At 64.3% G+C, this 13,455-nt stretch carries 11 protein-coding genes and 1 riboswitch; of the genes, 7 read left to right on the top strand and 4 right to left on the bottom strand.

Translation table 11 applies throughout. From position 1 onward, the window contains the following. Positions 1-5: 5 nt before the first annotated feature. From EN786_RS24405 to EN786_RS24395, 3 genes are all read right to left on the bottom strand, one after another. A complete protein-coding gene (locus tag EN786_RS24405) occupies positions 6-1,016 on the bottom strand; it encodes a methyltransferase (RefSeq protein WP_127311401.1) in 1,011 nt (336 codons plus the stop codon). Positions 1,017-1,057: 41 nt separating this feature from the next. Then, positions 1,058-4,582: a DNA polymerase III subunit alpha gene (gene dnaE, locus EN786_RS24400; protein ID WP_135908931.1), complete on the bottom strand. Its 3,525-nt coding sequence runs from the start codon at positions 4,580-4,582 to the stop codon at positions 1,058-1,060. Positions 4,583-4,674: 92 nt separating this feature from the next. Beyond that, positions 4,675-6,687 (bottom strand): acetyl/propionyl/methylcrotonyl-CoA carboxylase subunit alpha, encoded by a 2,013-nt coding sequence (locus tag EN786_RS24395; RefSeq protein ID WP_135908929.1) that lies wholly within the window; start codon positions 6,685-6,687, stop codon positions 4,675-4,677. A 261-nt stretch (positions 6,688-6,948) separates the two neighbouring features. Between EN786_RS24395 and EN786_RS24390 the strand changes: the two genes are divergently transcribed. From EN786_RS24390 to EN786_RS24360, 7 genes are all read left to right on the top strand, one after another. Beyond that, positions 6,949-8,076, top strand: a complete 1,128-nt coding sequence (locus EN786_RS24390) for an S-(hydroxymethyl)glutathione dehydrogenase/class III alcohol dehydrogenase (RefSeq protein ID WP_127391868.1) — start codon at positions 6,949-6,951, stop codon at positions 8,074-8,076. Between the two features lie 63 nt (positions 8,077-8,139). After that, on the top strand, positions 8,140-8,709 hold the full coding sequence (gene gfa / locus EN786_RS24385) for an S-(hydroxymethyl)glutathione synthase (protein WP_127286468.1): 570 nt from the start codon (positions 8,140-8,142) through the stop codon (positions 8,707-8,709). Between the two features lie 64 nt (positions 8,710-8,773). Continuing rightward, on the top strand, positions 8,774-9,241 hold the full coding sequence (locus EN786_RS24380) for a YaiI/YqxD family protein (RefSeq protein ID WP_127311422.1): 468 nt from the start codon (positions 8,774-8,776) through the stop codon (positions 9,239-9,241). A gap of 15 nt (positions 9,242-9,256) precedes the next feature. Further along, positions 9,257-9,937 carry a DUF1345 domain-containing protein gene (locus tag EN786_RS24375; protein ID WP_127311423.1) on the top strand — a complete coding sequence of 227 codons (681 nt, stop codon included), beginning with the start codon at positions 9,257-9,259 and terminating at the stop codon, positions 9,935-9,937. 102 nt (positions 9,938-10,039) lie between these two features. Beyond that, complete coding sequence (locus tag EN786_RS24370) at positions 10,040-10,918, top strand: cytochrome b/b6 domain-containing protein (protein ID WP_127311424.1); 879 nt, start codon at positions 10,040-10,042, stop codon at positions 10,916-10,918. A 1-nt stretch (position 10,919) separates the two neighbouring features. Further along, a complete protein-coding gene (locus EN786_RS24365; protein ID WP_127311425.1) occupies positions 10,920-11,711 on the top strand; it encodes a molybdopterin-binding protein in 792 nt (263 codons plus the stop codon). Beyond that, the gene (locus tag EN786_RS24360) at positions 11,698-12,135 is read left to right on the top strand and encodes a GNAT family N-acetyltransferase (protein WP_127311426.1); all 438 of its coding nucleotides are present in this window, start codon (positions 11,698-11,700) and stop codon (positions 12,133-12,135) included. Before EN786_RS24365 ends, EN786_RS24360 begins: the two co-directional genes overlap by 14 nt. On the opposite strand, the gene EN786_RS24355 is transcribed toward EN786_RS24360, so the two are convergent. Further along, on the bottom strand, positions 12,132-13,133 hold the full coding sequence (locus EN786_RS24355; protein ID WP_127311427.1) for a hypothetical protein: 1,002 nt from the start codon (positions 13,131-13,133) through the stop codon (positions 12,132-12,134). The genes EN786_RS24360 and EN786_RS24355 overlap by 4 nt on opposite strands. A 186-nt stretch (positions 13,134-13,319) precedes the next feature. After that, positions 13,320-13,406: riboswitch (glycine riboswitch) on the top strand. Positions 13,407-13,455: the final 49 nt, after the last annotated feature.

Here is a 13,455-nt window from a genome sequence, read left to right as displayed (position 1 = left end):
CGACATCAGACCGGCCTCGCCTCGATAACGCTGATGCGTGGCCCCGCTTCGATGATATCGGCGACCTCGAAGCCGCCCTTTGCCAGCAGCGACCGAAACTCTTCGGCCGTGCGCTCCTCGCCGCCGGGCGCGACCAGCATGTTGAGGTCGGCGAATTTGGCCGTCGCCCCTTCATTGGGCGGCGCGAGCACGGCCTCGAACACCAGCAGCTTCCCGTCCGCGCGCATGGCCTTGCGGCAATTTTTCAGGATCGAGATGTTGGTCTCGTCGTCCCAGTCATGCAGGATCCATTTGAGCAGCAGCGCGTCCGCCGCTGAGGGCAGCGCCGCGAGGAAATCACCACCTACGATGTCGCAACGTTCGGCCACGCCTTTCTCGGCCATCACCCGGCCGGCCGCAGCCACCACATGCGGCTGGTCGAACAGAATGCCGCGGCTGCGGGGATTGGCGGCGAGGATTTCGGCGAGCAGCGCACCTTGCCCGCCGCCGACATCCATGATGACCGGGAAGCGCGAGAAATCATAGGCCGCAAGGATCGCCGCCGCGACGCCGCGCGAGTTCGCCGCCATCGCAAGATCGAAAATGCCGGATTCCTCGGGGTGTTCGGCCCGGTATTCCCAGACGCCCTTGCCATGCGCGTGGCGGAACGCATTCCTGCCGCACTGGATGCTGTAGAGCAAATCGCTCCACGCCTGCCGATAGTAAGGCCGACCGACAAACGCCGCCCAGGGCGCTGCTGAATGCTCGGCGTCGGAGCGCAAGGCGCCGCCGAGCGGCGTCAGCGAGAACTGCCCGTCTTCCGCCTCGTGAAATATGCCGGCCGCCGCGAGCGCGCGCAGCAAGCGGTAGAGCGCGCGCGGATGGGTGCCGGTCAGGCTCGCGAGATCGACGGCCGAGCGCTTGCCATCCTTGATGTGGTCGGCGATGCCGAGCATCGCCGCGACCGAGATCGCTTGCGACACCCGGTACTCATTGACCATGCGTATCACTTCGAAAGCGGCTGTTCGCGGGTCCATGCCTCCCCCCATCCGCAGGCTTGGAGATGGTACCGCTTCTCCTAGATAAGTTCCACTTCCACCACGCCCTGCACCGCGCGCATGGCGGACGCGATTTGCGGCGAGACGCGGTAACGACCCAAATCGATCTCGATCTCGCCCTGCGCTTCTCCCTTGAGAAGGATGATGCTGACCTGGCTGTCGCCGCGCTGCTTGAGCTGGGCCTGAATGATCGACGATGGCCTATCGTCCCTGACAAAGATGCGTAGGGCCTTCTGGATGCGGCTGGCCTCATCCTCCAGCGACTGCACCGTCTGGATGCGCAGATTGATGCCCTCCGGCCTGTCTTCGGCCGAAACCGTGATCACCACCGAGCGGCCAGGCTCCAGCATGTCGCGAAATTGCGCCAGGCCTTCGGAGAACAGCACCGCCTCGTATTGCCCCGTCGTGTCGGAAAATTGCACCACGCCCATCTTGTTGCCGGTGCGCGTCTTTCGCTCCTGCTTGGTGGTGACCGTGCCGGCGAGTCGCCCGGCGGCGGCACCTCGCTTGACGGCGGCCGAGAACTCCGCCCAGTTCTGCACCCGCATCTTCTGCAGCGCCGCTTTGTACTCGTCCAGCGGGTGCGCCGAGAGATAGAAGCCGACCACCTGGAATTCGCGGTGCAGCCGGTCGGCCGCCAGCCACGGTTCGGTCGCCGGCAAATTGAGCGCCTGCGACTGGGCGCCGAGCGAGGCGCCGAATATGTCGGCCTGGCCGGAGACGGCATTCTGCTGCGCCAGAGAGGCCAGCCCCATCATCCGCTCGACGCCGGCCATCATGGCGGCGCGGTCATGGCCGAAGCAGTCCAGCGCGCCGGCCATGATCAGGCTTTCGAAGACGCGCTTGCCGACGATCTTCGGATCGACCCTTTCGCAGAAGTCGGCCAGGCTCTTGAATGGTTTTTCGCCGCGCATGGCGACGATGTGCTCGACCGCCGCGTCGCCGACGCCTTTGAGCGCGGCCAGCGAATAGAAAATCTTGTTCTGGCCGACCTCGAAGGGGCGGAAGCTCGACATCACCGACGGCGCCACCACCTCGATGCCGAGCCGCAGCGCATCCTGGCGGAAATCGGCGAGCTTGTCGGTGTTGCCCATGTCGAGCGTCATCGATGCCGCGAGGAATTCGACCTGATAGTGCGCCTTGAGGTAGGCGGTCTGATAGGACACGACCGCGTAAGCCGCGGCGTGCGACTTGTTGAAGCCGTAGTCGGCGAACTTCGCCAGAAGGTCGAAAATGAAATCGGCCTGCGGCTTGCCGACGCCGCGCTCGACCGCGCCCGTGACGAAGCGCTCGCGCTGCTTGTCCATCTCGGCGCGGATCTTCTTGCCCATGGCGCGGCGCAGAAGGTCGGCTTCGCCGAGCGAATAGCCGGAAAGCTCCTGCGCGATCTGCATCACCTGTTCCTGGTAGACGATGACGCCCTGCGTCTCCTTCACCAGATGGTCGATCTTGGGATGGATCGAGGCCATCTCCTCCTCGCCATGCTTGCGGGCGTTGTAGGTCGGGATGTTCTCCATCGGGCCGGGGCGGTAGAGCGCCACCAGCGCGATGATGTCCTCGATGCAGTCCGGCCGCATGCCGATCAGCGCCTTGCGCATGCCGGCGCTTTCCACCTGGAACACGCCGACCACCTCGCCGCGCGACAGCATGGCGTAGGTATCGGGATCGTCGAGCGGGATCGTTGCGAGATCGATGTCGATGCCGCGACGGCGGATCAGCTTCACCGCCGTTTCCAGCACGGTCAGCGTCTTCAGGCCGAGGAAGTCGAACTTCACCAGCCCGGCCTGCTCGACATATTTCATGTTGAACTGGGTGACCGGCATGTCCGAGCGCGGATCGCGGTACATCGGCACCAGTTCCGACAAAGGCCGGTCGCCGATGACGATGCCGGCGGCATGCGTCGAGGCATGGCGATAAAGGCCTTCGAGCTTCTGCGCCGTATCGAGAAGCGTCTGGACGATCGGCTCCTTCTCCGCCTCCTCGGCGAAGCGCGGCTCGTTGGCGATGGCGTCCGCCAGCTTGACCGGATTAGCCGGATTCTGCGGCACCATCTTGGAGAGCTTGTCGACCTGGCCATAAGGCATCTGCAGCACGCGGCCGACGTCGCGCAGCACCGCGCGCGCCTGCAGCGTACCGAAGGTGATGATCTGCCCGACCTGGTCGCGGCCGTATTTCTGCTGGACGTAGCGGATCACCTCCTCGCGCCGGTCCTGGCAGAAGTCGATGTCGAAGTCAGGCATCGAGACGCGATCGGGATTGAGGAAGCGCTCGAACAGCAGCGAGAAGCGCAGCGGGTCGATATCGGTGATGGTCGTCGAATAGGCGACCAGCGAACCGGCGCCCGAACCGCGTCCCGGCCCGACCGGAATGCCTTGCGACTTCGCCCATTTGATGAAGTCGGCAACGATCAGGAAGTAGCCCGGGAATTTCATCTTCTCGATGATGCCGAGCTCGAAATCGAGCCGCTCGCGATATTGCTCGACCGTATAGCCCGGCGTCGGACCGTGCGCGGCCAGCCGCGCCTCCAGCCCCTCGCGCGCCTGGCGGGCGAGCTCGGCCGCCTCCGCCTTCTCCGCCGCATCCTTGTCGGCGATATCGCCGCCGGTGAAGCGCGGCAGGATCGGGCTGCGGTTCTTCGGATAGTAGGAACAGCGCAGCGCGATCTCGACCGTGTTGTCGATTGCTTCCGGCAGGTCGCAGAACAGCTTCGCCATCTCCGCCTGGCTGCGCAGGAAATTGTCCGGCGAGAGCCGCCGGCGATTGTCGGCGGCGACCACCGAACCCTCGGCGATGGCGACCAGCGCGTCATGCGCCTCATAGTCGTCGCGCCTGGAAAAGAACGCCTCGTTGGTGGCGACTAGTGGCAGATCGTGGCTGTAGGCAAGGTCGACCGTCGATTTCTCGATCATGCGGTCGTAGCCCTGGACCCGCTCCAGCTCGACGTAGAGCCGATCGCCGAACATCGCCTTCAGCGTCAGCAGCCGCTGCTCGGCGAGGTCGCGGCGGTCCTCCTTCAAGGCGCGGCCGATCGGACCGCGCGGACCGCCGGTCAGGCAGATCAAGCCGTCGGATTGTCCCTCGAGCATCGCGCTGGTCAGGTGCACCGGCTCGCCGGGCGGCGTTTCCAGATAGACCCGGCTGATCAGCCTGACCAGATTGGCGTAGCCGGCCTCGGTGGCGGCGATCAGCACGACGGCGTGCATCTCCGGGCCCTGGCGGCGGCGGTCGCGCTGGCCATCGCCCGCCTCGCCGGAAAAGGCGAGATCGATCTGGCAGCCGAGGATCGGCTGGATGCCGTCCTTCACCGCCTTCTGCGCGAATTCCAGCGCCCCGAACAGATTGTTGGTGTCGGTGACGGCGATCGCCGGGCACTCGTCCTTGACGGCATGGCCGACGATGGCGCCGAGCTGCAAGGCGCCTTCGAGCAGCGAATAGGCAGAGTGCACGCGCAGATGGATGAACGGCCGCGCCGGCGTTTCCGGACGCGCTTCCTTTACCGCTGCTTCGCGCAGCAACGGGTCGCGTGGAAGTCGTTCATCCGCCATGGGGCTCGCGTCGCTCGAAAGGACTCAACAATCAGTGCAGATGTATTGTCCGGGAGCGCGGGATGCGAGTCCAGCGTTCTCCTGTGCACAGGTCAGGCGAATTCCATGATCACCGCGTTGACGGCGAGGCTGTCGCCCGGCTTGGCGTTGAGCCTGGACACGATGAGGTCGCGTTCGGCGCGCAGCACGTTCTCCATCTTCATCGCCTCGACCACGGCCAGCGTCTCGCCGGCCTTGACTTCCTGTCCCTCGGCGACGGCGATCGATACGACGAGGCCCGGCATCGGGCAAAGCAGCATCTTCGACGTATCCGGCGGCAGCTTTTCCGGCATCAGCCTTTCGAGCTCGGCGGTGCGCGGCAGCATGGCCTGGGCCGTCACCGACATGCCTTTCCAGGCGATGCGCAAGCCGTTCAGCGCCGGGCGCACCTGTGCCGCGACCGTGTTGCTCCCGACCGTGCCGCGCCAGATGAGATCGCCCGGCCGCCAGTCGGACGCCACCGTCAGCGGCTTGCCGCCATCGATCGACAGATCGACTTCCATGGGGATCGAGACCATGCCTTCGAGAACAACGGCCGAAAGGTAGTCGGCGCCGATCCTGACCACCCAGTCCCGCTTGAGGATGCCCGAATGCGGCGCCAGCCGACCGCTCAGCCGGTCGAGCCGGTCGCGGCGCAGCAGCTCCATCGCCGTTGCGACCGCCGCCAACACCGCCTTTTCTTCGCCGTCCGGCGCGATCGGCGCGAATCCGTGCGGATATTCCTCGGCGATGAAGCCGGTCGACAGCCGCCCCTCGCGCCAGCGCGGATGCTGCATCAGCGCCGCCAGGAACGGAATGTTGTGCTCGATGCCATCGACGACGAAACTGTCGAGCGCCTCCGACATGGCGTCGATCGCCTCGAGCCTGGTCGGCGCCCAGGTGCAAAGCTTGGCCATCATCGGATCGTAGAACATCGAAATCTCGGAGCCTTCGGTGACCCCGGTATCGTTGCGGATGACGATATCGCCCAACGTCCCCTCCTTCGGCGGCCGGTAGCGCGTCAGCCGGCCGATCGAGGGCAGGAAATTGCGGTACGGATCCTCGGCATAGAGGCGGCTTTCCACCGCCCAGCCGTTCAGTTTCACGTCGCTCTGCTTGATGGCGAGCTTCTCGCCGGCGGCGACACGGATCATCTGCTCGACCAGATCGATGCCGGTGATGAGCTCGGTCACCGGGTGCTCGACCTGCAAACGCGTATTCATTTCAAGGAAATAGAAGTTCTTTTCGCTGTCGACGATGAATTCCACCGTGCCGGCGCTCTGGTAGTCGACGGCCCTGGCAAGCGCCACCGCCTGCTCGCCCATCGCCTTTCGGGTCGTGGCGTCGAGGAATGGCGACGGCGCCTCCTCGACCACCTTCTGGTTGCGCCGCTGGATCGAGCATTCGCGCTCGCCGAGATAGAGCGCAGTGCCATGCGCGTCGGCCAATACCTGGATCTCGATATGGCGCGGATCGACCACGAACTTCTCGATGAAGACTCGGTCGTCGCCGAACGAGCTTTTCGCTTCCGAGCGCGCCCGATCGAAGCCGTCGCGCACTTCCGCCTCGCCCCAGGCGATGCGCATGCCCTTGCCGCCGCCGCCGGCCGAGGCCTTGATCATCACCGGATAGCCGATCTCGCCGGCTATTCTTTCGGCATGGTCGGCGTTCTCGATGACGCCCAGCCAGCCGGGCACTGTCGACACTTTCGCCTCGTTGGCGAATTTCTTCGATTCGATCTTGTCGCCCATCGCCCTGATCGCCTTGGGCTTCGGGCCGATGAAGACGATGCCTTCCTTCTCCAGCGCCTCGCAGAAGGCGGCGCGTTCGGAAAGAAAGCCATAGCCGGGATGCACGGCCTCCGCTCCGGTCTGCTTGCAGGCGGCAAGGATCTTGTCGGCGAGCAGATAGCTTTGCGCCGCGGGCGAAGGCCCGATATGCACGGCTTCGTCAGCCATCTCGACATGCACGGCGTCGCGATCGGCGTCCGAATAGACCGCGACGGTGGCAATCCCCATCTTGCGCGCCGTCTTGATCACACGGCAGGCGATCTCGCCGCGATTGGCGATCAGGATCTTCTTGAACATTCGGGCGTCGTTCCTCCGGCGAGAAACCAGTTCTATGGACAATCCCGCCATGGCTCAAGTGGCCGGGCGACGAGCATCCGCCCTGCCCGGATTGCGAATACCGCGCCGAAAAACGTCGCAAGGAAGTTGGCCGCCGTCGCCGAACTCTGTAGAGTGGCGCGTGGCTCATTGCGGAGGGCTGGCGGGCATTTCGCTTCGCCGGGCAGGCTCAACAAGCCGGCCACATCAGAGATTGTCTATTGCCTTGGGAGGAACTGCCTCATGAAAACGCGCGCCGCTGTTGCTGTCGCCGCCGGAAAGCCGCTGGAGATCATGGAGGTCGACCTCGAAGGGCCGCGCGACGGCGAGGTGCTGGTCGAGATCAAGGCGACCGGCATCTGCCACACCGACGAGTTCACGCTGTCGGGCGCCGATCCGGAAGGCCTGTTTCCGGCGATCCTCGGCCATGAAGGCGCCGGCATCGTCGTCGACGTCGGCAGGGGCGTGACCTCGGTCAAGAAGGGCGACCACGTCATCCCGCTCTACACGCCCGAATGCCGCCAATGCCCGTCCTGCCTCTCGCGCAAGACCAACCTCTGCACCGCGATCCGCGCCACGCAGGGGCAAGGCCTGATGCCGGACGGCTCGTCACGCTTCTCGATCGGCAAGGACAAGCTGTTCCACTATATGGGCTGCTCGACTTTCTCCAACTTCACCGTGCTGCCCGAGATCGCGCTGGCCAAGGTCAATCCCGACGCTCCGTTCGACAAGATCTGCTACATCGGCTGCGGCGTCACCACCGGCATCGGCGCGGTGATCAACACCGCCAAGGTCGAGCAAGGCGCCACCGCCGTGGTCTTCGGCCTCGGCGGCATCGGCCTCAACGTCATCCAGGGCCTGAAGCTTGCGGGCGCCGACATGATCATCGGCGTCGATTTGAACAACGACAAGAAGCCGTGGGGCGAGCGGTTCGGCATGACGCATTTCGTCAATCCGAAGGAGATCGACGGCGACATCGTGCCTTATCTGGTCAACATGACCAAGCGCGGCGCCGACCAGATCGGCGGCGCCGACTACACCTTCGACTGCACCGGCAGCACCAAGGTGATGCGCCAGGCGCTCGAGGCCTCGCATCGTGGCTGGGGCAAATCGGTCATCATCGGCGTCGCCGGCGCCGGCCAGGAGATTTCGACACGTCCGTTCCAGCTGGTCACCGGCCGCACCTGGATGGGCACCGCCTTCGGCGGCGCGCGCGGCCGCACCGACGTGCCGCGGATCGTCGACTGGTACATGGAGGGCAAGATCCAGATCGATCCGATGATCACCCATACGCTGAAGCTGGAGGACATCAACAAGGGCTTCGACCTCATGCATGAGGGCAAGTCGATCCGCAGTGTCGTGGTTTACTGAGGAAGCCGCACGCCGCCGGCCTACCGGCCAGCGACCTCTGTGGTGAAACATGGGAGGAATGGAATGCCGGAAAAACTGCATCCTAGAATCGACAATGGCCTGCCCAAGGAAAGCGCGAGCTTCTCCGGCGGCACGCTGGTCTGCGCCTGCACCAGCAAGCCGGTGAAGGTGAAGGTCAAGGGCCAGATCGCCCACAACCACGCCTGCGGCTGCACCAAATGCTGGAAGCCCGAGGGCGCGATCTTCTCCGTCGTGGCCGTTGCCGGCACCGGCGACGTCACCGTCGTGGAGAATGGCGACAAGCTGAAAGTGGTCGATCCGAGCGCGCTGATCCAGCGCCATGCCTGCACCGGCTGCGGCGTCCACATGCACGGACCGGTCGAGCGCGACCATCCGTTCAAGGGCCTGAGCTTCATCCATCCCGAGCGTTTCGAGGAGGACGGCTGGTCGCCTCCGGGCTTCACCGCCTTCGTCTCCTCGATCATCGAATCCGGTGTCGATCCGAAACGCATGGACGGTATCCGCGCCCAGCTGAAGTCGATCGGGCTCGAACCCTATGACTGCCTCAACCCCGGCCTGATGGACTACATCGCCACCTGGACGGCCAAGAAGTCCGGCGCCTTGCCGGCCTGACAAGTTCGAGAATTTCTGCCATGGGGCCGGTCAAAACCGGCCCCATGTTCGTTTTGGAGGGACGATGCCCGCACCCATCATCTACGTCGATGCCGACGCCTGCCCGGTCAAGGCGGAGGTCGAGAAGGTGGCGGAGCGCCACGGCGTCATGGTCACCTATGTCTCCAATGGCGGCCTGCGCCCATCGCGCGATCCGATGATCCGCAACGTCGTTGTATCCAAGAGCGCCGATGCCGCCGACGATTGGATCGTGGAGAATGCACTGTCCAACGACATCGTGGTGACGGCCGACATCCCGCTTGCCGCGCGCACCGTGGCGCTCGGCGCGCATGTGTTGGGCCCGACCGGCCGTCCCTTCACGCCTGAAACCATCGGCATGGCGGTGGCGATGCGCGACCTCAAGCAGCATCTGCGCGAGACTGGTGAAAGCAAAGGCTACAATGCCGGGTTCTCGCCGCAGGACCGCTCGCGCTTTCTTGGCGAACTCGACCGCATCTTGCGGCGGGCGCTGAAATCCGCCACACCGGACTGATCTGGAGGCCGGGCCATGGGTGACGACGACACATCCGTCAAAACGCCGATGCATCCGCATATCCAGTTCGCTTTGTCGGCGGCCATTGGCATTGTCGCTTTGTTGCTGGCCTCGCTGCTGCGCGTGCCGCTCGCCTATTCGATCGGCGCGAATGTCTTTTTTGCCACCTACATCATTCTCGTCCTCGCCTTGATGCCGAGGCTTACCGGCCGCTATCTCAGCAAGAACGCGCGCGCTACCGATCTCCCGGTACTTGGTATCTTTGCGGTTACCCTTTTCATCGTCGGCGTCGCCACCGTTTCGCTGTTCCATCTGATCAACCAGAAGGAGGCCGCGCATCCATTCGAGCTCAGCTTCGCCATCCTGTCGATTCCGCTCGGCTGGTTCACGATCCACGCCATGGCCTCGCTCCACTACGCGCATGTCTACTGGATGAACGGCGAAGAGATCGACGTCGCCACCAAGAAGAAGGTTCCGGTCGGTGGTCTGGATTTCCCCGGCGACAAGCGTCCCGAGGGCTGGGATTTCCTCTATTTTGCGACCGTCATCGGCATGACCGCGCAGACCGCCGACACCGCCATCACCACCTCGCACATGCGCCAGGTGGTGCTCATCCATTCGATCCTGTCGTTCTTCTTCAACACGGTGATCGTCGCGGCGGCGGTGAATCTCGCCGTCAGCCTGAGCAGTCCTTGACCGCTTGCCCGTAATAAATCCGTGATCGGATGAAACATCGCTTCGGCTGGCGACGTATTGAGAGGAGAACGAAGAGCTACAATGCCGGGAGAACGAAAGACGATGGAAACCGTTGCCAGGAGCGAGCCCGCCGCCGATGCGCAAGCCGCATCGAAGGACGCGACGCTGATCTACCGCCAGTCCCGCGGGACGCGACTGACCCACTGGCTCTGGGCGATCGCGCTGTTCTTCATGCTGCTTTCCGGCCTGCAGATATTCAACGCCCGCCCCCAGCTTTATATCGGCAAGGAATCCGGCTTCGGCTACAACAACACCATCTTCGCCATCGGCGCCGAAAACACGGACCAGGGTCCGCGCGGCTACACCGAAATCTTCGGCAAACGCTTCGACACGACCGGCGTGCTCGGCTGGTCAGGACCGCCCGGACAGGAGTCGCCCCGCGCTTTCCCGTCCTGGGCGACGATCCCCTCCTACTATGATCTCGGCACCGCCCGCGTCGTTCATTTCTTCTTCGCCTGGGTGCTCTCCGCCACCTTGCTCGTCTGGCTGGTCGCCGGCCTGATCAACGGCCATGTCAGGCGCGATCTCGCCCCGCGCCTCGACGATCTCCGGCGATTGCCGCGGGACATCGTCGACCACGCGAAGCTGAAGTTCCATCACACGCGCGAATACAACACGCTGCAGAAAATGGCTTATGGCGGCGTGCTGTTCGTGCTCTTGCCGCTAATGATCATCACCGGCCTCGCCATGTCGCCGAGCATGAATTCGGTGCTGCCCTGGCTCAATGATGTGCTTGGCGGCCGGCAGACGGCGCGCACCATCCACTTCACCGTCATGGTGCTGCTCGTCGGCTTCTTCATCATCCACATGCTGATGATCCTCGCCGCCGGCCCGATCAACGAATTGCGCTCGATCATCACCGGCTGGTACCGCACCGACCCGCCGGCGCATGACGACAGCTCGTCCGAGAGGAGCGCCTGATATGGCCAAGTTTCAAATCAACCGCAGGAAATTCCTCACCTCCGCCAGTCTCGGCCTGTCCGGCATCGCGCTGTCGGGCTGCGATGCCTTCGACAGCGGGCTCGGCATCGGCGGCGGTCTGCGCAGCTTCCTCGAGAATGCCAATGGCCTGACATACCGGGCCCAGCGCCTGCTCGCCGGCAGAGACGCGCTGGCGCAGGAGTTCACCGAGGCCGATATCCGCCAGCCGCAGCGGCCGAACGGCGTCACCGCGCCCGACGACGACACCTACAAGGGCCTGCTTGCCAACAACTTCGCCGACTGGCGTCTCGAGGTCTCCGGCCTCGTCGAGAAACCGCTGTCGCTCACCCGCGAGCAGCTTCAGAACATGCCGAGCCGCACCCAGATCACCCGCCACGACTGCGTCGAGGGCTGGAGCTGCATCGCCAAATGGACCGGCACGCCGCTGTCCCTGGTTCTCGACCAGGCGGTGGTGAAACCCCAGGCCCGGTATGTGATGTTCCACTGCCTCGACACGATCGACCGCAGCCTCTCCGGCGACGTCAAATATTACGGCACCATCGACCTGATCGATGCCCGCCACCCGCAGACGATCCTCGCCTACGGCGTCAACGGCAAGCCGCTGCCGGTCGAAAACGGCGCGCCGCTGCGCGTACGCGTCGAGCGCCAGCTTGGCTACAAGATGCCGAAGTATCTCTACAAGATCGAACTGGTCGACAGCTTCACCGCGATCGGCGGCGGTCGCGGCGGCTATTGGGAAGACAATGGCTACGACTGGTATGGCGGCATTTGATTTTCCTCGCCTGCGGGCCGAGCACGATCTTGCGCCGACCGAGCTCAACGCCATTGAGGAACGTCTCGACGGCGACAACCGGCGTCTGACAGGCCGCGACGATGATCGCGGCCTAGTCTTTCTGCTGCGGGACACAGCCGGACGCCCGATTGGCATCGCCGCAGGCCACTCCTGGGCGGGGATCGCCGAACTAAAGCTGATGTGGGTCGACGAGGCCTGTCGAGGTCTTGGCCATGGCAGTAAGCTGCTCGATGCCTTCGTAGCCGAGGCTTCCGCGAGAGGAGTTCGACGCATCTGGGTCGCAACGCACGACTTTCAGGCACCGGGTCTCTACGAGAGGGCGGGCTTCGAGCGTATGGGCGAATTCGCCGGGTGGCCCGAAGGCCATTCCAACATCATTCTCTGCAGGACGGTCGCCGCCTAGGCGACCTTATCCAGCAGCGGCTTCAGTGCCGGATGGATTTCCGGCGAGGCGTGCTTGATCAGCGTCAGCAGCGCGCGCTCGTTCTCGCTGAGCGGCCGGTTCGGGCCGATCCGCTCCGCCAGCCACTTCGCTTCGCCGGCGTCGACCGTCTCGGCGCGGCGGGCCATTGCCTCGACGGCCCGGTTCCTGGCTTCCCAATCGGCCTCGATATCGTCGGGCGAGCGGTAGGCCTCCATGATGCCGGCAAGCCCGCCGGAAACCATGCGGCCGAAGAAGCCGCCGATGCCCGGCTCGCCCGCATCGAGGAAGTTCTCCTGGCGCAGCGCCACATCCCGCGTCGGCGCTTCGTAGCCGGCCGAGCACATGACGAAGTTGGCGATCGCCTTCACGAACAGTTCGTTCCAGGACGGATCGTTGCTGGCCGCCGCCGTGCTCTCGTTGATCCTGAACAGCACGTCTGCCTCGGCGCGGGTTATCGCGATATTGCCGTCGCCGCCGTAGGCGTAGAGGATGCGGCGCAACAGGTCGACTTCGGCCTTGGCCACCAATCCCGGAACCAGTTGGCCGCCCAGCATCAGCGGCCCCTTGCCGTCGACCACCGCATGCGAGACCTGCTCCAGCGCATAGGCGGAAAGCCGGCTGGGCGAAGATTTGGCTTTCTCCAGCACATGCACCAGGAGCTCGAGCTCGGTCAGGCTGTCGACCATGCCGTCGCGCGAGATCGTCCGAATCAGCCAGTCGGCATTGTCCTCGGAGATATAGCCCGTCGGCTTTTCCTGGTGGACGATGTAATCGGTGACCGCCTCGACGAAGAACGCCGGCCATTCCTGGCATTTGTCGCGCGCCGTCTGGTCGAGCGCGAACAGCGCCTCGGCCTCGCCACGGCTTACCACGCCGTCGCCAAATACTTCGCGGCGCAGCATCACCACGTCTTCGGCCGTGATTCGGTTCTTGGAGGTCAGCCCCGCCACCGGAGCGCTCATGATCAGTTCGCCCATTTTTGTCCCCGTCGCCGCCGGCCGTAGCCGGACCCAAAGGTCGTTTCGACCCAACATACCAGCAGTGTCTTGAAAAAGCGGCAAACCGCGTGGTTAGCGAAGACTTGTCAGCAAGATGTCGCAGGCAGGTGACAAGGTGTCGTTGACGGGCTATGGATGAGGAGTCGAGGGCTCAACCCTGAGTCCTACCTGTTTGCGGGAGAGAGCAGCGAGAGCTGCCGCCGAAGGGGAAATCGCCCGAAATCTCTCAGGCAAAAGAACCGTAGACGGGAAAGACACTCTGGAAAGTCGGGGCTCGTGCCCCGCGCCGAAGGTGTAAGCG

The organism is Mesorhizobium sp. M4B.F.Ca.ET.143.01.1.1 (assembly GCF_004792275.1).
GTDB classification, from domain to species: domain Bacteria; phylum Pseudomonadota; class Alphaproteobacteria; order Rhizobiales; family Rhizobiaceae; genus Mesorhizobium; species Mesorhizobium abyssinicae.
Note: the sequence above shows the minus strand (reverse complement) of the source record. Positions and strands in the feature narration are given on the sequence as shown.